This window comes from Chryseobacterium sp. CH25, assembly GCF_004119455.1.
GTDB lineage: Bacteria > Bacteroidota > Bacteroidia > Flavobacteriales > Weeksellaceae > Chryseobacterium.
Window position 1 is genome coordinate 59,030 of record NZ_NRQT01000005.1, and the last position, 20,450, is coordinate 79,479.

Annotated in this window: 23 protein-coding genes and 1 pseudogene; 11 read left to right on the forward strand and 13 right to left on the reverse strand. The window is 34.9% G+C overall.

Annotated features, from left to right (window positions below; all coding sequences use genetic code 11):
- Positions 1 to 2 precede the first annotated feature (2 nt).
- Positions 3 to 2,465, forward strand: a complete 2,463-nt coding sequence (locus BOQ64_RS13155) for an SEL1-like repeat protein (protein ID WP_129057300.1) — start codon at positions 3 to 5, stop codon at positions 2,463 to 2,465.
- Between the two features lie 154 nt (positions 2,466 to 2,619).
- On the opposite strand, the gene BOQ64_RS13160 is transcribed toward BOQ64_RS13155, so the two are convergent.
- From BOQ64_RS13160 to BOQ64_RS13200, 10 genes are all read right to left on the reverse strand, one after another.
- The gene (locus tag BOQ64_RS13160; RefSeq protein WP_129057301.1) at positions 2,620 to 3,000 is read right to left on the reverse strand and encodes a VOC family protein; all 381 of its coding nucleotides are present in this window, start codon (positions 2,998 to 3,000) and stop codon (positions 2,620 to 2,622) included.
- Between the two features lie 593 nt (positions 3,001 to 3,593).
- Positions 3,594 to 4,253: a DUF2306 domain-containing protein gene (locus tag BOQ64_RS13165; RefSeq protein ID WP_129057302.1), complete on the reverse strand. Its 660-nt coding sequence runs from the start codon at positions 4,251 to 4,253 to the stop codon at positions 3,594 to 3,596.
- 9 nt (positions 4,254 to 4,262) lie between these two features.
- Complete coding sequence (locus BOQ64_RS13170; protein ID WP_129057303.1) at positions 4,263 to 4,721, reverse strand: DUF2750 domain-containing protein; 459 nt, start codon at positions 4,719 to 4,721, stop codon at positions 4,263 to 4,265.
- Positions 4,722 to 4,769: 48 nt separating this feature from the next.
- Positions 4,770 to 5,351: a GDP-mannose pyrophosphatase NudK gene (nudK, locus tag BOQ64_RS13175; RefSeq protein ID WP_129057304.1), complete on the reverse strand. Its 582-nt coding sequence runs from the start codon at positions 5,349 to 5,351 to the stop codon at positions 4,770 to 4,772.
- Complete coding sequence (locus BOQ64_RS13180; RefSeq protein WP_129057305.1) at positions 5,338 to 5,697, reverse strand: DUF4406 domain-containing protein; 360 nt, start codon at positions 5,695 to 5,697, stop codon at positions 5,338 to 5,340. The genes nudK and BOQ64_RS13180 overlap by 14 nt, the downstream gene beginning before the upstream one ends.
- Before the next feature lie 51 nt (positions 5,698 to 5,748).
- Complete coding sequence (locus tag BOQ64_RS13185; protein ID WP_129057306.1) at positions 5,749 to 6,339, reverse strand: Crp/Fnr family transcriptional regulator; 591 nt, start codon at positions 6,337 to 6,339, stop codon at positions 5,749 to 5,751.
- Positions 6,340 to 6,345: 6 nt separating this feature from the next.
- On the reverse strand, positions 6,346 to 6,516 hold the full coding sequence (locus tag BOQ64_RS24725; RefSeq protein ID WP_317127592.1) for a DUF1731 domain-containing protein: 171 nt from the start codon (positions 6,514 to 6,516) through the stop codon (positions 6,346 to 6,348).
- Complete coding sequence (locus BOQ64_RS13190; RefSeq protein WP_228448368.1) at positions 6,486 to 7,256, reverse strand: TIGR01777 family oxidoreductase; 771 nt, start codon at positions 7,254 to 7,256, stop codon at positions 6,486 to 6,488. The genes BOQ64_RS24725 and BOQ64_RS13190 overlap by 31 nt, the downstream gene beginning before the upstream one ends.
- A gap of 28 nt (positions 7,257 to 7,284) precedes the next feature.
- Positions 7,285 to 7,629, reverse strand: coding sequence for a hypothetical protein (locus tag BOQ64_RS13195; protein ID WP_129057307.1), 345 nt, complete (start codon positions 7,627 to 7,629; stop codon positions 7,285 to 7,287).
- 5 nt (positions 7,630 to 7,634) lie between these two features.
- Positions 7,635 to 8,237, reverse strand: coding sequence for an HPP family protein (locus BOQ64_RS13200; protein ID WP_129057308.1), 603 nt, complete (start codon positions 8,235 to 8,237; stop codon positions 7,635 to 7,637).
- A gap of 436 nt (positions 8,238 to 8,673) precedes the next feature.
- Here BOQ64_RS13200 and BOQ64_RS13205 point away from each other — a divergent pair, with 436 nt between their 5' ends.
- Positions 8,674 to 9,465: a hypothetical protein gene (locus BOQ64_RS13205; RefSeq protein WP_129057309.1), complete on the forward strand. Its 792-nt coding sequence runs from the start codon at positions 8,674 to 8,676 to the stop codon at positions 9,463 to 9,465.
- Between the two features lie 137 nt (positions 9,466 to 9,602).
- Entirely contained in the window at positions 9,603 to 10,628 is a 1,026-nt protein-coding gene (locus BOQ64_RS13210; protein WP_129057310.1) for a methyltransferase, read from the forward strand.
- 77 nt (positions 10,629 to 10,705) lie between these two features.
- Here the strand turns inward: BOQ64_RS13210 and BOQ64_RS13215 are convergent, their stop codons facing one another.
- Together BOQ64_RS13215 and BOQ64_RS13220 are read right to left on the reverse strand one after the other, a co-directional pair.
- Positions 10,706 to 11,872 carry an iron-containing alcohol dehydrogenase gene (locus tag BOQ64_RS13215; RefSeq protein ID WP_129057311.1) on the reverse strand — a complete coding sequence of 389 codons (1,167 nt, stop codon included), beginning with the start codon at positions 11,870 to 11,872 and terminating at the stop codon, positions 10,706 to 10,708.
- A gap of 67 nt (positions 11,873 to 11,939) precedes the next feature.
- Positions 11,940 to 12,815 carry an AraC family transcriptional regulator gene (locus BOQ64_RS13220; RefSeq protein WP_129057312.1) on the reverse strand — a complete coding sequence of 292 codons (876 nt, stop codon included), beginning with the start codon at positions 12,813 to 12,815 and terminating at the stop codon, positions 11,940 to 11,942.
- Between the two features lie 359 nt (positions 12,816 to 13,174).
- Between BOQ64_RS13220 and BOQ64_RS13225 the strand changes: the two genes are divergently transcribed.
- From BOQ64_RS13225 to hisS, 3 genes and pseudogenes are all read left to right on the forward strand, one after another.
- Positions 13,175 to 13,507, forward strand: coding sequence for a single-stranded DNA-binding protein (locus tag BOQ64_RS13225; protein WP_045497669.1), 333 nt, complete (start codon positions 13,175 to 13,177; stop codon positions 13,505 to 13,507).
- Between the two features lie 14 nt (positions 13,508 to 13,521).
- Complete coding sequence (locus BOQ64_RS13230; protein ID WP_228448369.1) at positions 13,522 to 13,977, forward strand: HRDC domain-containing protein; 456 nt, start codon at positions 13,522 to 13,524, stop codon at positions 13,975 to 13,977.
- A 124-nt stretch (positions 13,978 to 14,101) separates the two neighbouring features.
- Positions 14,102 to 15,468 (forward strand): annotated as a pseudogene (gene hisS / locus BOQ64_RS13235) (histidine--tRNA ligase).
- 71 nt (positions 15,469 to 15,539) lie between these two features.
- Here the strand turns inward: hisS and BOQ64_RS13240 are convergent.
- The gene (locus BOQ64_RS13240; RefSeq protein WP_228448370.1) at positions 15,540 to 16,505 is read right to left on the reverse strand and encodes a dimethylarginine dimethylaminohydrolase family protein; all 966 of its coding nucleotides are present in this window, start codon (positions 16,503 to 16,505) and stop codon (positions 15,540 to 15,542) included.
- A gap of 205 nt (positions 16,506 to 16,710) precedes the next feature.
- Here BOQ64_RS13240 and BOQ64_RS13245 point away from each other — a divergent pair, with 205 nt between their 5' ends.
- The 5 genes from BOQ64_RS13245 to BOQ64_RS13265 are packed head-to-tail and all read left to right on the forward strand — an operon-like array spanning position 16,711 to position 20,417.
- Positions 16,711 to 17,574, forward strand: coding sequence for a PH domain-containing protein (locus BOQ64_RS13245; RefSeq protein WP_129057314.1), 864 nt, complete (start codon positions 16,711 to 16,713; stop codon positions 17,572 to 17,574).
- An 11-nt stretch (positions 17,575 to 17,585) separates the two neighbouring features.
- Entirely contained in the window at positions 17,586 to 18,440 is an 855-nt protein-coding gene (locus BOQ64_RS13250; RefSeq protein ID WP_129057315.1) for a PH domain-containing protein, read from the forward strand.
- 18 nt (positions 18,441 to 18,458) lie between these two features.
- Positions 18,459 to 19,094: a GNAT family N-acetyltransferase gene (locus BOQ64_RS13255; RefSeq protein ID WP_129057316.1), complete on the forward strand. Its 636-nt coding sequence runs from the start codon at positions 18,459 to 18,461 to the stop codon at positions 19,092 to 19,094.
- Positions 19,095 to 19,152: 58 nt separating this feature from the next.
- Positions 19,153 to 19,683, forward strand: coding sequence for a PH domain-containing protein (locus tag BOQ64_RS13260; RefSeq protein ID WP_129057317.1), 531 nt, complete (start codon positions 19,153 to 19,155; stop codon positions 19,681 to 19,683).
- Positions 19,680 to 20,417, forward strand: coding sequence for a hypothetical protein (locus BOQ64_RS13265; RefSeq protein ID WP_129057318.1), 738 nt, complete (start codon positions 19,680 to 19,682; stop codon positions 20,415 to 20,417). Before BOQ64_RS13260 ends, BOQ64_RS13265 begins: the two co-directional genes overlap by 4 nt.
- Positions 20,418 to 20,450 lie beyond the last annotated feature (33 nt).

Below are 20,450 nucleotides of genomic sequence, written 5' to 3' on the forward strand. Positions count from 1 at the left end.
AAATGGCACACCGTCTTTACGTATATAATGTAGATTCAAAAACTGGAGACCAGTATTCGCACTATCTGGGAGAATGGAATTACGAAATCCCGGAATTGCTGTTCCCTTTGTTTTCCTGTGATCCAAGAGCAAAAGGAAAGCTACTGTACTTTGATAAGATAAATGGGGTACAAAGACTGAAATCATTCTATCAGTTGTTGGGCGAACACTATCAGCTGCTTTACAAAAAGGCCTATTATGAACCGGTCAACAAAATGTTTGAGATGCTTGATGATCTGCCTTATGACACGTTAGTTATCAATGGTTGGGATGTTTTCAATATGAGTGAAGAAAAGCATTCCGATCAGGCCAAAAACTGGGCGTTTGAGATTAAGGAGAAGAGCAAACTATATGATAAAGCTCTATCTAAGCAGAATCTGAGCTGGTTAGAGAAAGAAGTTGTTGCCAGAAGCGGCTACACTTCTTTTTTAGAAATGCTGGAAACAGATTGGATTGACTATGGCCTAGGCTACTGGAATGAAGATCTGTATAAAGATATCTCAGATACTTTTGAAGACAATGGTCTTTGGGGACTGAAAGATAAAAAAGGAAATATCATAACGCCACCTGTTTATGAAGAAATATTTGCTTTTAGTGAAGAAGGCATTGCGGTAGCACAGAAAAACGGCAAATACGGATACCTGAGAAACGATGGAAAGGTCCTTATTGAATGCATTTACGAAGAAGTTTATGATGCTCTGTTCATTCACAATAATAATTATGGGATTATAGAAACAGATCAGAAATGTGGGTTACTTAATATCGAAACCGGAGAAATTGTGATCCCTTGTGAATATGAAGATCTGGAAATGGTAAGACATGTCTACCATTTTAATGCTAAAAAAGAAGGGAAGTACTTTCTCATTGATATTTTCAATAAATCTGTTATTCAAGAGGGTTTTGATGAACCTTTTGAGTTTAATTATTCAGGAATGATCTACCGTTCGCTGGAAGGTACATCCAAAAAAGCTTTTTACACATTTGATGGCGTTTTCCTGGGCGAATACCCTGAAGATGTATTGAGTGAATTTGGAGAAGGATATTATTGGGTTAAACCGAATAAATTCCAGAAGAAAATCAGCATTATAAAAGCTGACGGAACTCTTCTGGATACCGAAGTAGATACCATGATGATTCTGGATGGTTCTTACACTTCTTTTGCTTACAGGAAAACTAAGCAATGGTATATTTATGATATAAGATCCGGTGAATACAGGTTAAAAGGGCATACCATTGAAAATATTCACAGAGATTGGTTTACCCAGTTTATGGATAATGTATTCCTGTTGTCTGATGAAAACGGTTGGGGCCTGTATAATGCTGCTGAAGACCGTTGGTTACTGCCTTCCTCTAAAGAATATAAAAAAATAGAATCCTGCAGAGAGGAAATCTTCCGTATTACCACTTCGGAAGGAATGTTCTATTTCGACCAGAAAATGGATACTCAAAGCGGTATTTACGACTATATTGGTGAAGGAATAGAGTATAATGAACAGATGCTTTGCCTTTATAAAGGAGATGAAATGTTTATCCTTGATGCTGAAAGAAAATTACATCAGATTTCTGATCATCAGCTGGGAGCTTTGTATGAAAAAAGACATAATCTTCGTGGAAAAGATCAAAAGCATTTCCTTGATTTTTATAAAGCATGGACTGAGAAAAAAGGTTCAGGTTACGAAGAGTATTTTGATGATGGAACCTTGATGTCGAGAGCTACAGAATACATTGAAGAAGGGAAAATTGAAGAGGCTGTAAGATTGTACAAAGTAGGAGTGAACCGTGGAAATACAGATATGATGGTGGAACTTGGATATATTTATGTTCATAACGAGTATCCTGAATATTATGATCTGGAGAAAGGGCTTGCCCTATATGAAAAAGCGGCTTCTAAAAACCATGCCGTTGCATGGAACAACCTTGGCTATCACTATCAGAGTGGAGTGGGATACCCTCAGGATATTAAAAAAGCTTTAAAATGTTTTAGGAAATCGGCAGAATTAGGAGATGGCTTGGCAATGCAGAACCTTGGACTTCTCTATTTTTATGGAGAATATGTATTACAGGATTATGATCTTGCATTGGACTACTATAAACAGGCAGAAAAGAAATTCTATTATAATGATGAAAATTTAGCTGAGCTCTACTATCAGAAAAGTGATTTTGATAATCTTCAGCGGTATTTGAAAAAAGACACCGAAGGTACATACTCCGATATTTACTACGGAATTATGTATGATGAGGGGTTAGGAGTGAAAATAAGCCCTAAAAAAGCAATTAAATACTATGAAAAGTCTTTGGAATACGGGTATTATACCACAGCACTGAGAAGACTTCTCTATTTTTATAAAGAAGACCCTGACTTTGCTGATCCGGAGAAATACCAATATTGGAAGGCATTTGGTGAAGAAAATGATATGGATGTTTAATCAGATTGTATTGATTGTTTTCAAAAACCTTTGTCATTCCGTAGGAATCCCAACTTCATGATTGGAATAGGGCAGCCTGGATTCCTACGGAATGACAAAACGTTTATTTGACAAGATTATGAATTTAAATAAAGAGTTCGTGCATTAGTGGCCATTAAAGATAGTTGCTTACCTCAATGAGGTTTTGATCCGGATCACGGAAGTAGACAGATTTTATCTTTCCTACAGCGCCTGTACGGTCCACAATACCTTCAATAATCTCCACGTTTTTTTGCTTCAGCTCATCCATTACCTCGTGAATATCTGTTTGGGCAATGAAACAAAGATCCGCAGATCCACAGGTAGGAGTTTCAGCTTTAGGCTCAAATTCATGGCCTTTTTGATGCAGATTGATCTTTTGATTTCCGAAAGTGAGTGCTTTTCGGTTATCTCCAAAAGTTACTACTTCAAAACCCATGATTTCGGTGTAGAATTCTATGGTTTTGTTGATGTCTGCTACGGTTAATACGATGTGATCGATGTTTTTTATCTTCATAATTTTTTGTTTTTAAACACAAATAACACAAATGGTTTCACGAATATCACAACTTGTATGCTTCCATATTAGAGTTATTTGTGCTTTAAATTAGTGACATTAGTTTTACCAGTCCTTTTTTAATTTTAAAATAATAGCTTTACATAATTAATAAGTATAACCATGATCTACTTTTTTCTCATTTTTATTGTTGCTGTATTTGGAGGGATTTCTTACCTGATCATGCGTTTCTGCAACCAATGGACCAGGAATCACAAATACGAAGTGTTTTTTAATACGCTGATCTTTATAGGATCATTTCTGTTGATATCATATATCAGCCTTTATATTTTTCTGGCTAATCTTGATTTATCCAGATAATATTTGACTTTAAAATAATCTTTTTATATAAATATCATTCTATGGATTTTGACTGGATTTACCTTATTATTCTCCTGTTTTTCCTCTTCGTTATAATTATTTTTGCAGGGATTTCTAATGTGATTGTTAGGTTTTGTAACCGATGGACAAAGAATCACAAATACAAAAAAATGCTTACTATTTTGATATTTATAGGTTCATTTCTTTTGATCTCCTTTATCAGCATTTTTATTTTAATTACGAATGTTTCTTTTGAGCGATAGATGATTTTTTTGTCTAAGAAAAGGATATGCTATCAAAAGGTTAATAATAAGGGCCAGCCATACATTCATGCCATAAAAAAGTTCATAATCGTGAAGTTTTTCATCATAAAAGAGATTCTTTATAATTCTGAAAGTAATAGCAGTGGTTGTTACCGAATAGCTTAAAATCATAAAGTTTTTATGTCTGATAATATTTCCTTTTTTAATAGAAAGTACAGCAACTACTGTAAAATAAGCCCAAAGAATATCCTGAATCAGAAACCCGGTAATCCCTATTAATCCGCCATTCGAAAATAATCCCAATACGAAACATGCCGGAACATTAATCATAAGAATATTGTAAACGTAAATCCTGCCAATTATTTTATGTAAACCTCTGTTTTCCCTTAAGAATTGTGGTGAAAATTGTGTTAATCCTGCCAGAAGACAAAGTGTTATTGAAAAGATATGGATGTAAAAGAACGCCATCCAATAGGGATTATCCACCACCTGCTGTTTAAAGGCAAGAAACCCAACCGTTTTATCAAGAGAAGTGTACTGGGAAATTGTTTTCAGCATCAGAATACTGAAAATAAGAACCGAAAACACAGCGATTACTTTAGCAATCCTTATTCCCAATAACTTTGTCATGAAATCCTTTTAGTCTTTTAATACCTCTCTGATCTGATTTTCCATATCTTCAAGATCCTCAAATTTTCTTAATATCAGAACCTTTCCATCTTTCCTAAGCTCTTCGATGACTTCGAGAACAAGTTCTAAAGGTTCAGCTTCATAGCCAAACAGGTTGCTGTCAAAATCAACACCTACAATCAGTCCATCACTGTTCATTCCCAGACACCAGTTTTCCAGAAATTCATTAAGTGGAATAGGAGAGACTTCATAACGGTTCCATCCTTTGTCTATACAGGATTTTGCCCTTGCAGGATCAGACCAGAAACAGATGATTTGTACAGGTTCACCGTCTTCATATTCCAAATCGTTGGAGTAGGATGTAGCGTATCCTTTATCATCTTTTAAACCATATACGGTTTCTGTTTCACTTACTTTTCTGATGAAATCTTTATAGCGGTTCTTAAGGGTAATTTGGTCCTGAAGCATAAGTGTTTATTAAATTAAATGAGTTGTATTAAGAAATATACTGATTTTTTACAAAATACCTTTAATCCTCAAATGCTGTAGCAGCATTATTGTCTTTGCATCCTTAATTTCACCAGTATCAATCATAGTAAGGACATTATTAAAAGGGAACTCCAATACTTCAATATTTTCACCTTCCTCTTCAAGGCCACCACCATCATTAATCTTCATATCATTAGAATATTCAGCAATGAAAAAGTGAAGAATCTCCGTCACAGAACCAGGAGACATATACGCTTCAAATATTTTTTCAACCTTAGAAATTTTGTATCCGGTTTCCTCTTCCGTTTCTCTTTTGATACAATCTTCAGGATTATCATTGTCTAAAAGTCCGGCACAGGCTTCAATAAGCATTCCGGAAGTATTTCCGTTAATATAAGTTGGAAGTCTGAATTGTCTCGTCAGAATAACATTGTTTGAGGTTGTGTTATACAGCAGAATAACCGCCCCATTTCCCCGGTCATAGGCTTCTCTGCTTTGGGTTTCTGTAGTTCCGTCTTTTTTACGGATGGTAAAAGTAACTTTGTTTAAAGTATACCAGTTGTCAGATAAAATGTCGGTTTTTAAAATCGTAATATCAGGATTTTGCATAAGGGATGTCTTCTATGTTATAATAAATTTTTAGACCTTTTTCTCTACCAATTCTAACGTCTTCATCAGCTCCTTTAGAAGCCCCTTCAATTCGGAGAATGGCATCACATTTTTCAAGAATACGATGAGCAGCCGGATATTGTATTTCTTCCCAGGTTTCATCTCCAATCTGGGTAGAACCTGCCAGTTTCATCAATGGGAGGGCAACCCATTCTCCAATGATAGGAATATGTCCTTTTCTGAAAATAGGAAGAGCTACCGCTTCAAGGTTGTCAAGATTTTGCTGAATCAGTTCAGGGTCGTCATTGGTTCCGCTGCGATAAGGACCTGCAATAAGTATGAGCATAATTTTTTTGATAAAATAACAGAACTTGGAAGAGAAAAAAAATAATGTAGTTTAAGAGCAGTTACTTTTTTGCCTGTTCGTTTTAATGATGCTTAAAAATTCGGGGGTGATACCAAGATATGAAGCAATCTGTTTTTGAGTAACACGTTCTGCAGCCAGAGGATACTTCTTAAGAAAGTTATAATACCGCTCCTCTGCAGGAAGTGATAAATTTTCGATGGTGCGGAGCTGTTCCCTGATATAGGCATTTTGCATCATAATTCTGAAAAACCTTTCAAATTTCGGAACTTTGCAGTAAAGGGTATCCAGATGATCTTTGGAGAGTTGTAAAATTGAACTTTCTTCAAGAGCTTCAATATTCAGCATAGCAGGTTTTTCATTAATAAAGCAATACATATCTGTGATCCACCAATCAGAAACTGCAAACATAATAGTTGATTCTTTTCCTGAATCATCCATATAAAAGGCTCTTAAAATACCTGATACAACAAAATTGATATCTTTACAGGGCTGCTGCTGCTTTACCAGTGATTCTTTTTTCTGAACCTTTTTTTCTTTCAAAAGAGATAAAAAATAAGAAGTCTCTTCGTTGCTGAGAGAAATATGTCTGGATATATTTTTTAGAATTAAATTCTCTTCCATACAGAATTAGCTCTCTCTTTTTAGTAAATTCTCCAATGCCTCATGCAAACCTGGAAACTTAAATTGAAACCCTGTATTCTGAATTTTTTCTGAAGAAGCTCTCGAACCTTCTAAAATGGCGCTTGCCAGTTCCCCAAATAATAACTTTAAAAAAAAGCAGGAACATTTGGCATGAATAAAGGTTTTTTCAGAACCTCAGCAATTTCTTTAGTGAGATTAGAATTGGTAGCATGCTGAGGTGAAACAGCATTATAAGCACCGTGAAAGCCAGTATTTTTTAATGCAAACTCATAAATAGAACAAATATCTTCAATATGAATCCATGGCATATACTGTTTACCGCTTCCCAAAGCAGAACCAATCCCATATTGTATCGGGGGAAGCATTTTTTTTAAGGCTCCTTCTTTTTCAGAAAGAACAACAGCAGTACGGATTTTTACAATTCTGTCTGCAAGATTCTGTTCTTTAAAATGATCGGCAGCTCTTTCCCATAAAACAACCACTTCACTGAGGAAATCATGTCCTGGAGGGTCATTTTCCGAATATATTTTTTCTGTAGTCAGAGTTCCGTAGAAATTAATACCGGAAGCAGAGATAAATGATTTTAATTTAATCTCTTTTTTTCTTAAAGTATTTCGTAATAAAGAGGCAGAATCCACTCTACTGGCAATCAGTTCTTTTTTTCTTTCTGCAGTCCAGCGTTTTTCTGAAATATTAGCACCAGCAAGGTGAATGATATGAGAAACATTTTCCAAAGCCTCTTCATCAATGGTTCCTTTTTTGAGATCCCATTCATATTCATTCGCCTGTCTTTTTTTTCGGGTAAGAAGCCTTACTTCGAATTCATTTCCGATTCTTTTTGCAAGTTCTTTTGCAATAAGGCCATTTGCTCCTGTAATCAAAACAACTTCTTTCATATTGATCTATTTTGTGGTGGTGTGTAAATTATGCCTGATTTTTAACGATCAAAACAAAGTCTTCTTCTAAAAGTTTATATCCGTAATCATAAATAAACTTGTATTCAGAACCATTTTTATAAACTTTGATATTGGTGAAATAATCGAAATCAAAACCAATACTTTCCAGTTTAGATTTGGAAATCTTTGTTTTACCATCAATATTTACTTCCGTAAGAATCCTGTAATTTTTGCGGAGCTTGTTATTGATATTTCGCATCAGATTCGTAGAATCTTTGTTCTGCTTGTTGTTATAGGCATTTCGGCAGGCATCATTGCAGAATTTTTTATCAGACCTTCCGATGATTTTTTCGCCACATTCCAGGCAATTCATACTATTTATTTTTTCACTTTGTGTCCATGAGCATGTTTTTTTCTTAACAGTCTTATAAACCTGCTGTGTGAAGGATAACTTCTATTCGGCGTTATATTGTTGAAAAACAAAGCCACAAGCAACAGGATAATACACCCCGAAAGAACCGGAGAGATAACATACCAATATCCCAATTCTGGAATTTTTCCGGTTGAGCTTACCGCAATCAGAGCTGTTGCTCCGCCCGGTGGATGCAGGGTTTTTGTGTACTGCATCAATACAATAGAAAGTGCCACTGCTAATGGGGCAGAAAGCCATATAATATCCGGAACAATCTTATACACCGTAACGCCAACCAATGCAGAGAGAACATGTCCGCCAATCAGATTTCTCGGCTGAGCCAATGGACTTTGAATTGCTCCATAAATCAGAACACTGGAAGCACCAAAGGAACCAATCAGAAATATATTCTCTGTTTCTGCTAAAGAGTGAGACTGAATGAATGCAATGAGTCCAATTCCGAAAAAAGCACCTAAGAATGACCAGAAATGCTCCTTGTAATCAACCAGGGTTTCTTTATAGATCACATATTTCGAGACTCTGAACGTTCTTTTTATAGTCTTCTTCATGTACTTGTCTTCTTTTTTACTTTTTATCATTGATTTTCTGCAAAATGGCTGAGGCTCTTTTTGAAGATAGGACAAAGATACAGAATTATCCGTTTGTAAATGGATAGAGTGAAAGCTGAGATATTTTTATTAAAAGCATTAGTTTCTGAAAAAAATACACCTATATATAAGATGGAATAATAAAAAATACGCTGATTTTACCTGAAAAACGGAAGAACAAGTGTCAAATTCTTGTTGTTGAAAGGTATATTAATTTAAAATATTTATTTTGTATGAATAATTCATAAACCTTTATTGATCGAAAATATGTAATTTTTTTTCTATCAATTTTTTTTTTTAGTATAACTTATTTGTTTTCATATAAATATATTTAAATTATATTTCACTTGAATGTGTTTTTTTGTAAATTTGATATGAATAATTTAAAAAACATACCATGAAAAAGACCAATTTATTTATCAGTTTTTTATGTTCCTCATTCACAATTGCTCAAGTAGGGATTAATACAACAAATCCTCAGGGTGTTTTAGATGTTACTTCCACTAATTCTGCTGTTGTATTAACAAGAAATGCCAATCCCCCTGCCAATGTACCAGCCCCTACTGCAGGAATGGTTATTTATGATTCAACCAATAAAACACTGAGGTACTACAACGGAACACAGTGGAGTACCATAATTTCTTCACAAACACTTACAACAGCCAATGAAGGAGTTGTAAAACTGAATAGTGGAGCAGGAGTAAAGCCTTCATTTGCATTCAGATCTTCGGGTGGAGTTGCTTTAATGACTTATCAAAACATTATTTATCAAACTCCGATGAATATTGTGACAGACTTTGCAGCATCACCTACCACCACATGGCCGGAAAATATTGCCAGTCCGGTGCCTGATGATATATACACTCCTGCCACAGGACGGTTTTTAGAAAATCCTATTCCTGGACAAGTGCATATGTGGAGGGTAATTGTAAGTTACAGCAATAAGAATAATGGTTCTGTAGCTTTTGTCACGGTGAATCTTTCCAATCCGGTTCCACCTTCAACTTTTTCTATAGATCAGACTGCTGTAGCTCCCAACGGAGTAACTTCAGGAAATCTGGTTTTTTATCTGGTGAGTGTTGCAGACCCTTTATCTATTGGTAGCGGCTATATGATTAAAATAAAATCTGATACTGCGCTGGATGCTACTATTGATAGTATAACAAGAGTTTCACAGGCAAAAGATTAATTTTTAAAAACTTAATAAACTTCATACAGGAACAAACTCAACAGGTTTGTTCCTGTTTTAGTTATTTGCTGGATCAGTATAGACAACAATATATTTTGTTTAAAACATATTAAATACATAACAATCAAAAACTATTTATGGAAAAACAATCAGTTAAACCTGAGTTCACTTTAAAAATGTTTGAAGTACTTGGAGATGTTTGGATCGCCGGTTGTGTAAAAACAGCTGCTGAACTTAATATTGCGGATTATCTTGCTGAAAGCAAACAAACAATTTCTTCCCTGGCCGAAAAAACAGGATCTGACTCAAAAAGCCTTTACAGAATGATGCGAGCGTTAAGTGGAGTAGGAATCTTTGAAGAACTGGAAGACAAAACATTTGCCCTGAATGATTTCGGAGCAGCTTTGCAAACCGATGTACCGGGTACAGCTAAGAATTTTGTTCTCGCAATTCTTGGTGAGCATTTTCCTGCTTATATGGAATTAACGTATAATGCAAAGACCGGGAAAATTCCTTTTGAACACGTTCATGGAGTAGGTGTTTGGGAATATTACAAAAGAAATCCTGAAGCCGGAGTTAATTTTGGGAAGGGAATGACTGGGATGTCCGGAATGGAATTGGAAGGGATTATGAATACTTATGATTTTAGTCCCTATAAAACAATTGTGGATATAGGTGGAGGAAATGGAACTATGATGTACACCATACTCAATGCTTATCCTCAAAGTTCAGGAATTATTTTTGATGAAGCTAATGTTATAGAAGTAACAGCCTCTGTGATCCCTGAAAATTTAAAAGACAGATGTTCAGTAAGTATCGGAAGCTTTTTTGATAAGGTTCCAGCAGGAGCTGATTTATACACAATGAAATGGATTATGCATGATTGGAGTGATCAAGAATGTATAGAGATTCTGAAAGTCTGTTATGATGCCATGCCCAACGGAGGAAAACTGCTCATTATAGATGCTGTAATTCCGGATGACTCCAGAAATAAGCCTCACGTTGCTAAAATTTTAGACATTGTAATGCTGTCATGTCTCACAGGAAGAGAAAGAACGCTAAGCGAATTTAAAAAACTCATAGAGGAAGCAGGCTTACATTTTACCCGTTTTATTGATATTGGTACAGAAGCTAAAAGTATTATTGAATGTGAAAAAATATAACCTTAGGATCTTTTGGTTAAATAGCAAAAGCAGGAACTCAAAATAGGCTCCTGCTTTTTAACGTTAAAATTTAAAGATTATCCTAAAACTAATTCTTCAGTATAAACAAGACCTTCATAACAAGCATTATAAATAGCTTTTAATTCATCTAAAGTAGGAACTCTAGGATTAAAACCGGTACAAGGATCTGCCAGTGCATTGGCTGTAATATAATCAATGTTTTTATCCCAATCCTCTCTTGAAATTCCAAATTCTTTGATTGCAGATTGATTATTGACCTCTGAACGTAATGTTTCAATAGCCTGAGCAAGATCTTCAGCTGTTTCTTTACCAATTACTCTGGCTAAATCAGGGTAACGTTCCGTGGCCTGAGCATTATAACGGATAACGTTCGGAAGGAAAATAGCATTGGAAGCTCCGTGAGGAATCCCGTATAATGCACCAACCTGATGAGATAAAGAGTGAACAATCCCTAACCACGCATTATTGAATGCCAAACCTGCCATAAAAGACGCATCATGCATATTCTGACGTGCTGTAATATTGTTTGGGTTTTCTACCGCTTCTTTTAAGTTATTGAAAACAATCTCAAGGCCCCCTTTTGAAAGCGCATCTGCAATATTATTATCAATATTGGAAACAAAAGCCTCCACACAATGTGTCAATGCATCAAGACCTGTATTGGAAGTCACATGTGCAGGCATTGAAGCACAGATTTCTCCATCTACAATCGCAATATCCGGTGTTAATTCATAAGAAACAATAGGATATTTTACCCCTTTTTCTCTGTCTGTAATCACTGCAAGACCTGTGGTTTCAGTTCCTGTACCACTTGTAGAAGGAATAGCGATAAACTTTGCTTTATTTCTTAAAACCGGAACCGTGAATGGCTTAATCATAGCATCAAAATCGGCATCAGGATATTCATAAAATACCCACATGATTTTAGCGGCGTCAATAGCGGAACAGCCTCCTAATCCTATAATCCAATCCGGCTCAAATGTTTTCATCATTTCAGCTCCTTTTAAACATGTTGCTGATGATGGATCTTCCTCTACACCCTCAAAAAGCTGAGTTTCAATTCCTGCTTCTGTAAGATATGCAATTGCTTTATCAAGAGTTCCGCTTTTTCTCATAGAGCTTCCTCCTGTTACAATTACTGCTTTTTTACCTTTAATATTTGCTAATTCTGAAAGACTTCCGGCACCATGGAATACTTCTCCTGCAATAAATAATTTGCTCATTTTTTTTGTTTGATTTTAATGAGACAAAATTAGACAAGGCTAAACCGACGATGTTATACAAACAGGATTATGTGTTATACATTTGCGCCAATTCCTGCTGAAGGGCAGTGGGAGTTTCTTTCAGTTTAGATTTTACAAATTTGTTGAGAGCGGAAGGAGAATTGAAACCAAGATCAAATGCAATTTCCTTATGTGAAAGATCAGAAAACATCAACTGTCGTTTAATCTCGATTAAAATTCGGTTATGTATGGCTTGAATGGCTGTTTCTCCACAATGTTTTTTTGTAATTGAATTTAATTTTTTCGTGGTAATAGCCAGTTCGTCAGCATAATATTGAACCGTTCTGTATTGTTTATAATGCTCATTCAGTAATTTTTTAAAACGAACATAAATAGGTTTGTCTGCAGTTTCTTTATGTAAAATAGGATGTAACCCATGAACAGATTCAATTAAACCTAACAGAAATATTTTGATCTGAAACCTTGCCTGCTCCTTTTTAATAAGACTTGGCTGCTGATAAATCCCCTGAATAATGGAGATTAAATATAAACTCTGTTGAAAATCTTCTGAAGATAAAACTGTACAGTGAAGTTGTGTGGAAAGATTTACATTATAAGTACTCAACTCATTTTTCAGAATATCCGAACAAAACAGGATTTCTTCAAAAAGAATAATTTTTCCTTTCAGATCATCACTGGTATCAGAAATAAAATGAACCTGATCTGGAAATACCACAGATATTTTTCCAGGCTTTAAAAAATGAATCTTATCTTCAATATGCAGCTGCAACGTTCCCTCTTCGATAACAATAATAAAAAAATGATCCTTTTTATGGGGTTTCCCATACTCTTTCAAATAGTCATTGGTTAAATCAAAAACCCGAAAAGAAAGATTCTTATCCTCTTCTTTCTGAATATTCTTTTTAATCTCTAGCGTCCTCATATATACATTTCTTTATATTCAAAAATCACTGTTATTTCTTTTTAGTAAGAAGCAGAAGACAAAATTAATTTAAATCTAAATAATATGACCACTAATGCACGAATAAAAAGAATTCGTGCATTAGTGGCTAATTACTTTATAACTTTTTATTTTTCAAATTGAATCAATATTTTTTACTATCAGAAGTAAATATTTCTAAACGCTTTTAATTTTCATTATCCGATAACAAACGACTACAAACGAATTTAAATAGTTTATAACCGACTGGCCTTTGGGGATATCGCAAACTTTGCAACAGAGATTTGAGAAAACAGTGAACGTCTCTTATCTGAAATATTAATCATTAAAATCTAAAAGTTATGTCACTAAGAAACAAAGTAACATTAATTGGTTACACAGGTAAAGAAGTTGAAATGGTAAACTTCGAAAACGGAAATGTAAAAGCAAGTGTATCTTTAGCTACTAGCGATCATTATACAAACGCTAAGGGTGAAAAGGTAGAAGAGACGCAATGGCACAATCTGATTGCTTTCGGGAAAGTTGCAGAAATTATGGAAAAGTATGTCCCTAAAGGAAAAGAAATTGCAATTGAAGGTAAGCTTACATACAGATCTTATGATGATAAGGATGGTGTAAAGCGTTACATTACGGAAATTAGAGTAGATGAGATCCTGTTGCTGGGAGGTAAATAAATCTAAAAACCCAAATGATGAAAGTAAAAGTTTTTAAGATCAGACTTCCTGAAGAGCTTCTCTACAAAGATCAGAAAATGCTTGACGATTTTCTGGAAAGAAACGAGATTATAAAAGTGGAAACCGCTTTTGTAAATGATGAATGTTATTGGTCTGTAATCCTGTATTTCGAGGAATCAAAATTGATGAAAAATACAGTAAAAGAGCCAAAGGTTGTTAAATACTCAGCAGAAAATGATTTCCTGAATTCCGATGAAGAACAAATTCTCAATGCCCTGAAACTTTGGAGATCGGAGAAAGCAAGAGAACAAAATCTGCCTACTTACTTCATAGCAAGCAATAAAGAGCTGATGTCTGTAGCCAAGTATAAACCTGCCAGAAAAGAAGAACTGCTGGAGATTAAAGGATTCGGAAAACATAAGATTGAAAATTATGGTGAAGAAATATTGGAAATCCTTGAAAGTGTCTGATTTTTCGGAATAAATGATCCTATTAACTCTGAAAGCTGAGGAAGATTGCTTCTTCAGCTTTTTTATGCTGTGTAAAGTCCCTGCAATTCCGTACTTTTGTACTTATCAAAATGACATACAATAAATGAAGCCAAGTTTAGCAAAAGGAACGAGAGATTTTACGGCACAGGAAGTTTCCAGAAGAAAATATATCATCAATATTCTACAGAATAATTTTGAGTTATTCGGATTTCAGCCATTGGAAACCCCAAGCTTTGAAAATCTTTCTACTTTAACAGGAAAGTACGGAGAAGAAGGAGATCGTTTGATTTTTAAAATCCTGAATTCAAGTATTAATGAAGCAAAGGACGATAAAAAACATCAAATGCTTAATGACTTTCAGAGAGCGTTGGAGAAACCTTTTAGCTCAGAAAATCTGACAGATAAAGCTCTTCGTTATGACCTTACTGTACCTTTTGCAAGATTTGTAGCGATGAATCATGGGAAATTAACATTTCCGTTCAAACGTTTCCAGATTCAGCCGGTATGGAGAGCAGACAGACCTCAAAAAGGAAGATATAGAGAATTTTATCAGTGTGATGCAGACGTAGTAGGAAGTGAAAGCTTACTGCAGGAAGTGGATTTAGTTCAATTGTATTTGAAATCATTCGCAGATCTGAAAGTTCCTGTTACCATTCACATGAACAACAGAAAGATCCTTTCCGGATTAGCTGAATATGCTGGAATTACAGACAAATTGATCGACTTTACAGTAGCATTAGATAAGTTAGATAAAATTGGAAAAGAAGGAGTTGTTAAAGAATTACTGGAAAGAGAAATCTCTCAGGAATCTATTGATAAACTAGACTTCTTATTCAGCCAGTCTGATGATGCTCTGGAGAATCTTCTTCAGTTGAAAGAAAAATTCGCAGGCAACGAGATCGGATTGAAAGGAGTAGAAGAGTTAGAATTTGTTCTTACTCAGTCTATGAACCTTGGTGTTGATATGCAGAATCTGGTGTTCAATATTACCTTAGCAAGAGGTCTTGATTATTATACCGGAGCAATCTTTGAAGTGAAAGCAGATGAGGTGGCTATGGGCTCCATTGGTGGTGGTGGTAGATATGATAACCTTACAGAAGTGTTTGGGGTTAAAAATATCCCGGGAATTGGTATTTCATTCGGATTAGACAGAATTTATCTGGTGATGGAAGAATTGAATCTTTCCCTGAAGAAGCTTCTTCTAAAATAGAATATCTGTTTGCCAATTTCGGAGGTGAAGAGACTACGGAGGCTTTAAAACTGATTATGCAGTTAAGAGCAAAAGGTATTTCATCAGAACTATACCCTGAGAATGCAAAAATTAATAAGCAATTTACTTACGCAGAGAAAAAAGGAATTAAAAACCTTGTTTTCTTAGGAGAAGAAGAAATTAAAAACGGTACAGTAACCTTCAAAGATCTTGAAGCCGGAGAACAGAAGACTGTTTCTTTGGAGGAGTTCTTAGGATAGAATACTATTTAAATATAAAAAACGGCTCAGGATTTTAAATCCTGAGCCGTTTCTATTTAAAGCGATTTCTTTTAATATCTTGAAAGAGGCTGCGTACTGCATCGGAAAGATCCTCCAAAGCTTCTGCTGATAGAAAAATCGATATATTCTACTTTAATACCGTGTTGTTCTATTTGTTTACCAATATGTTGAAACGCAGGATCTGTAATATAAACTTCCTGAGAAACAGGAAGCCCGTTTGTAGCAAGATTCATGGCTTCATGGAGACTGACATGAATTTTTTTCCAATTCATTAATGCTACAGGAATACCTTCTAAAAAAGCTTCTTCACAAATAACCATTAAACCATTTTTTATTAACCCAAGAGCGCAGTCTAAGTGTAAAATATCAGGATGAAGTTTCACTTCTTCCACAGTATAGCCTTGTGGTGTTAAAAGTTTTCTTAACCATTGAATTCCAAGACTATTAGAAGCTAAACCCGAATTTCCTACGAAAATTTGTTTCCCCAGAATCAAAACATCTCCACCTTCCAAAAAAGGACCCTTTCCCAAAGTTTTATCTTCAGGATCTGCCACCTCAGGTTGTGGAACGGCTATATAAGAACAATCTTGCGGATATACTTCCTGAAGAAATAAATCGCGTACCGGGAGGATCTCATTTCTTCGATGCAGAAATCTGAGCGAAGATTCAATAACGAAGCTTCCAACTGTAAAAAAGGGATCTCGTACAAAAAAGTTGGAATATCCTGCTGTTCCTACTGTTTCTTTTTCTGCAAAGGTAAGTTTACGGGGACGAAGTACCTCCACACCATATTTTTCCAGAGTTTCCTGTAAGTTTGCTCTTTCCTGTTCCCATTGTTTTTGAAGTTCCGGAAATGCGTCAGCATGATCTTTTCCTCTGTTTTCAAAGTTTTCCTGTACTACTTCTTTAGTCAGAAATCTAAGGTCTTCCGGACGGGGTTCTTTGGGGTAACCAAATTCAGATTGTGCCAATACAACCTTTTTTAATGGATCAAATTCATTTTCAACAAAAATCATAGCATTCATTTTTCAATCAGAATAGAAGTAAATTACCTGTTAAGATAGGTTAATTTTAAGAACAGTGGAAAAAAATACCTGAAAAACGGGAAGTTTTAAATATTTTTGAGGGTAAATATAGAATCAGAATTTGTAATTTGGGCTGCCAGAACAAAAAACAGGCTAAAACTGTTTGAGCCTATATCATTTAAAAATTAAAAACCAGATGAATACTATTTGCGCATTATGCGGAACTCCGCTAACGTCTACCGATATGCTTGTTGAGAAAAATAAACTTGCAGATGGCGGTTACTTGTGTGCTGAATGTTTTAATAAAGCAATAACAATCAATAGAGATCTTATCAATAATCTACATCAGTTCTATTTTGCTGAAATAACAGGAATGTTCCTTAAAAGTAAAATTGATGCAAGCCAAAATCCGGGAAGTTCATCCTATTCGGGAACAGGAAATTATGAATATGATGCTCCTACCAGATTGGATGAAATAAAGGATCAGATCGTAACTCTTAAAGCCAGGTTAAGTGTTTTAGCCAATGAAGAAGTAAATGAACTGGATAAAGTTCTGGATCAGAATGAAAGATTAATTGCTATTGCAGAATGTATCAATCTTCATAATAAAAGGGAAGGAATTATTTTCTCAACCCAGTGGAGAGTGATTTTCATGGATAAAAAATTCCTGGGCGGTGTGGTAAAAAATGAATATGCCCATAAAGATATTACTTCTCTGGATCAGGTTGAAAATCTTTTGTATTCCGTATTAAGGGTTAATACAAGAGGAGGAACTGTTGAGTTTAAACTGCATAATAAAGGGGATGGAAGAACATTCTGTGATACTGTAAATGCAGAGCTCAGAGGAACTGGGAGATCAACCTATCAGCAGCCGGTGCAGCCACAGTCGTTCTTTCAAAATGTTCAGACTCCGGCTCCTCAAAGTGTATCCAATACCTCAAAAGATTCCTCAGAAGATATTTTCGAGCAGCTGGAAAAGCTTGGGAAATTAAGACAAATGGGTATATTGAGTGAAGAAGAATTTGCAGAACAGAAGAAAAAACTGCTTGATAAATTATAAAAAATAAAAAAATGAGTAATATTTGTTCATTGTGTACTACAGAATTAACGTCTATGGATAAGCTTTTGGGTGAAAATAAGCTTTCAGACGGCGGTGTATTATGCAATAAATGTTTAGATAAAATAAGCTATATCAATCAGGAAGTTCTGTATAATCTCAATCAGTTCAGCATTAATGATATTCACCAGATCGTTCAGAATCAAAATATGGAACCCAGCTCCTCAGCGGAAAGCCTTCCTATGGCTATAGCTGAAGAAGAACCGCAAAATATCTCGAAAGAAGAATATAAAAGGAGAAAGCTGAAAATAAAAGCAGAACTTGAAAATCTAAAAGCCAGTCTTTCTGTATTTACAAAAGGAGAAGTTAAAGAACTGCCTTCTCTTATTTCCGAGGATGAGAAGATGCTTGGTATTACAGACGCTCAGTTTGTCAATACATTGGCAGCAGGAATACTGGTGGCAACTTCAAAAAGAATGATCTCTGTTTCAAAGGCAATGTTTGGAGCAGCCAAAATTAATGATTATCCCAATGAAACAATTAAGTCTGTAAGCTTTGTAACAGATCCTAGATCTCCAATCATTAAGTTACATCTTGAGGAAAGAGTGGTAGAATTTGAATGTTTTATGGATAAAGAAGATGCTGAAAAGTTCTATGATATTATAAGACCTATTTATAACAGTCCGGTACAACAACATCAACAGATCACCAATTCTCCTGATACCAATACAAATAAAGCTGTAAACACTGCAAACTCCCTTGAAATTCTTGAACAGTTAGAAAAACTTGGGAAATTGAGAGAAAATGGCATCCTGACAGATACTGAGTTTACAGAGCAAAAAAAGAAATTATTGGAACAATTAAAATAAAACTTTTAACAGCTAACCATGAAAGATAAAACGGAAATCGTAAAAAACTGGCTTAAAGGATGGTGCTTATCAAGAGAAGTATCCTTTCCTGTTCAATATAAGTCCGGGTTTCATGTATTTGTAGGAGATGAAACACAAAAAGAACGTTTTGTATTTCCAGAACTTAATGAAGACTTTTTTCAACTTACCGAATCCATTAATGAACCTTGGGTTCATCTGAAGGTAAGCACTTCTCCTGATCAGTTTATAGAAAACATTCCTGAAAAATGGCAACTACAGGCACAAGGATATCTGATGACTTGTTTTCATCCCATGATTTTTCCGAAAATCAGTCTGGCAGAGGGTTATCATTTGGAATTTTCAGAATACAATACAACTTTTGTGGTAAGAATTGTAGCCGGAAATGGTGAACAGGCTTCCATTGGGCGTGTTTCTTTGATAGATGATGTGGCCGTTTATGATAGAATAATTACAGAAATAAACCATCAGAGGAAAGGATTAGCATCTTTTTTATTGAAAGAATTGGAAAAAATCGCTTTATCAAAAGGGTTTTCTAATAATCTTTTGGTCGCTACAGAAGAAGGAAAGCTATTGTATGAAAATTTAGGCTGGAAAGTGTATGCTTTGCATTCCTCTATTGTGATTCCAGCTTAAGGCGAATACTTTTATTGAATTGAAAAGGAATAGTAATTTAAACTCATAAACGATAACAATGGGATCAAGACTTGACGAAATAAAAGAAGAACTCGATAAACTGGATATCAATCCAACCATTTTTGCCAGAAAAGAGATTCGTGCTCTGCCGGATATTCTTTCAGTGGATGAAAGAATTGTTTACCTCGTTGAAGGCAGAAATAAAACAACACAGCATCACATCATTTTAGTAGCCACAGACAGAAGATTAATCTTTGTAGATAAAGAATTTATGTATGGACTAACTGTGGAGGATTATTCCTATACCAAAATAAGCTCAATACAATACGAAACAGCAATGATGTTGGCTTCTATAGATATCCAGGTTTCTGATGATCTGGTTGAGATTGGTGGAGTAGGAAAATACGAAGCTAAACTCTTTTGCGAAAAAGTAAGAGATTTTATGTCCCGTCCTGAAGGGTATGTTCAGTATAAATCTGAACCCAGTGCTCTGGATCAGCTGGAACAGCTGGGAAGATTAAAAGAAAGCGGAATTTTGAGTGAAGAAGAATTTAATGATCAGAAGAAAAAAATTATAGACAGATTATGATAAAAGAAGTTGTTTTTAGAGCATTAAACTGGAGGTGGTATTTTACCTCTTTAATTACATTATTTATAGGGATTCTCTGTTGGTTAATGATTCTTATTTTACCCATTGGAAAATTTACATGGAACTTTTTCTCAGTTACACCATTTCTGGTTGCGGGAGCAAGTTTTATATTAGGAATTTCAAGGCTGTTTAAAAAAGATGAATTTAAAAATGGTCTTTGGCAATGCCTTTTAAGCTTTATTATGTTTACCATAATTGGTGTATTATTCGCTTTTTACCCGCCTAAAAGCCCTTATAAGCCTTATAATAATGATATTAAGAATCCAAAGAATGCAAAATTTTCAATGCCTTTGAAGCAGTTTGTAGATGAGAAAGAGCTCGTAGAGGTTACCCAGACTGATGTTCTTATCTATGATTACTTGCAGCCGGGATCTTATAAATATGATGTTTTCCTGAATAAAATAGAAAAAGGGAAGGTTTATTTAAAAGTATATGATTTTAATACCAACAGGATTCTTTCTGAAAAAGAGATTAAAAAAGAATCGATGAGAAAGGTCTTCAATCCTAGTGATGAGTTGAAAGAATTTTCAAGTGGTAATGATGGTTTTACGATAACAGAAGGAGACTGGGGAGATTATTATGGAAGTAAGATTGAAGTTTGGTTTCAACCGGATAATCCCAATGAACCTGAAAGGAAATTAATAGAGAAAAATTATATTATTCAGGGAAATTAAAGTAGAGCTGTATTTTAATTCAGATTTTATAAA

Coding starts and splice junctions, on each gene's coding strand:
- BOQ64_RS13155 (WP_129057300.1), top strand. CDS start 3: ATGGCACACCGTCTTTACGTATATAATGTAGATTCAAAAACTGGAGAC.
- BOQ64_RS13160 (WP_129057301.1), bottom strand. CDS start 3,000: ATGAAGATAAAAAACATCGATCACATCGTATTAACCGTAGCAGACATC.
- BOQ64_RS13165 (WP_129057302.1), bottom strand. CDS start 4,253: ATGACAAAGTTATTGGGAATAAGGATTGCTAAAGTAATCGCTGTGTTT.
- BOQ64_RS13170 (WP_129057303.1), bottom strand. CDS start 4,721: ATGCTTCAGGACCAAATTACCCTTAAGAACCGCTATAAAGATTTCATC.
- nudK (WP_129057304.1), bottom strand. CDS start 5,351: ATGCAAAATCCTGATATTACGATTTTAAAAACCGACATTTTATCTGAC.
- BOQ64_RS13180 (WP_129057305.1), bottom strand. CDS start 5,697: ATGCTCATACTTATTGCAGGTCCTTATCGCAGCGGAACCAATGACGAC.
- BOQ64_RS13185 (WP_129057306.1), bottom strand. CDS start 6,339: ATGGAAGAGAATTTAATTCTAAAAAATATATCCAGACATATTTCTCTC.
- BOQ64_RS13190 (WP_228448368.1), bottom strand. CDS start 7,256: ATGAAAGAAGTTGTTTTGATTACAGGAGCAAATGGCCTTATTGCAAAA.
- BOQ64_RS13195 (WP_129057307.1), bottom strand. CDS start 7,629: ATGAATTGCCTGGAATGTGGCGAAAAAATCATCGGAAGGTCTGATAAA.
- BOQ64_RS13200 (WP_129057308.1), bottom strand. CDS start 8,237: ATGAAGAAGACTATAAAAAGAACGTTCAGAGTCTCGAAATATGTGATC.
- BOQ64_RS13205 (WP_129057309.1), top strand. CDS start 8,674: ATGAAAAAGACCAATTTATTTATCAGTTTTTTATGTTCCTCATTCACA.
- BOQ64_RS13210 (WP_129057310.1), top strand. CDS start 9,603: ATGGAAAAACAATCAGTTAAACCTGAGTTCACTTTAAAAATGTTTGAA.
- BOQ64_RS13215 (WP_129057311.1), bottom strand. CDS start 11,872: ATGAGCAAATTATTTATTGCAGGAGAAGTATTCCATGGTGCCGGAAGT.
- BOQ64_RS13220 (WP_129057312.1), bottom strand. CDS start 12,815: ATGAGGACGCTAGAGATTAAAAAGAATATTCAGAAAGAAGAGGATAAG.
- BOQ64_RS13225 (WP_045497669.1), top strand. CDS start 13,175: ATGTCACTAAGAAACAAAGTAACATTAATTGGTTACACAGGTAAAGAA.
- BOQ64_RS13230 (WP_228448369.1), top strand. CDS start 13,522: ATGATGAAAGTAAAAGTTTTTAAGATCAGACTTCCTGAAGAGCTTCTC.
- BOQ64_RS13240 (WP_228448370.1), bottom strand. CDS start 16,505: ATGATTTTTGTTGAAAATGAATTTGATCCATTAAAAAAGGTTGTATTG.
- BOQ64_RS13245 (WP_129057314.1), top strand. CDS start 16,711: ATGAATACTATTTGCGCATTATGCGGAACTCCGCTAACGTCTACCGAT.
- BOQ64_RS13250 (WP_129057315.1), top strand. CDS start 17,586: ATGAGTAATATTTGTTCATTGTGTACTACAGAATTAACGTCTATGGAT.
- BOQ64_RS13255 (WP_129057316.1), top strand. CDS start 18,459: ATGAAAGATAAAACGGAAATCGTAAAAAACTGGCTTAAAGGATGGTGC.
- BOQ64_RS13260 (WP_129057317.1), top strand. CDS start 19,153: ATGGGATCAAGACTTGACGAAATAAAAGAAGAACTCGATAAACTGGAT.
- BOQ64_RS13265 (WP_129057318.1), top strand. CDS start 19,680: ATGATAAAAGAAGTTGTTTTTAGAGCATTAAACTGGAGGTGGTATTTT.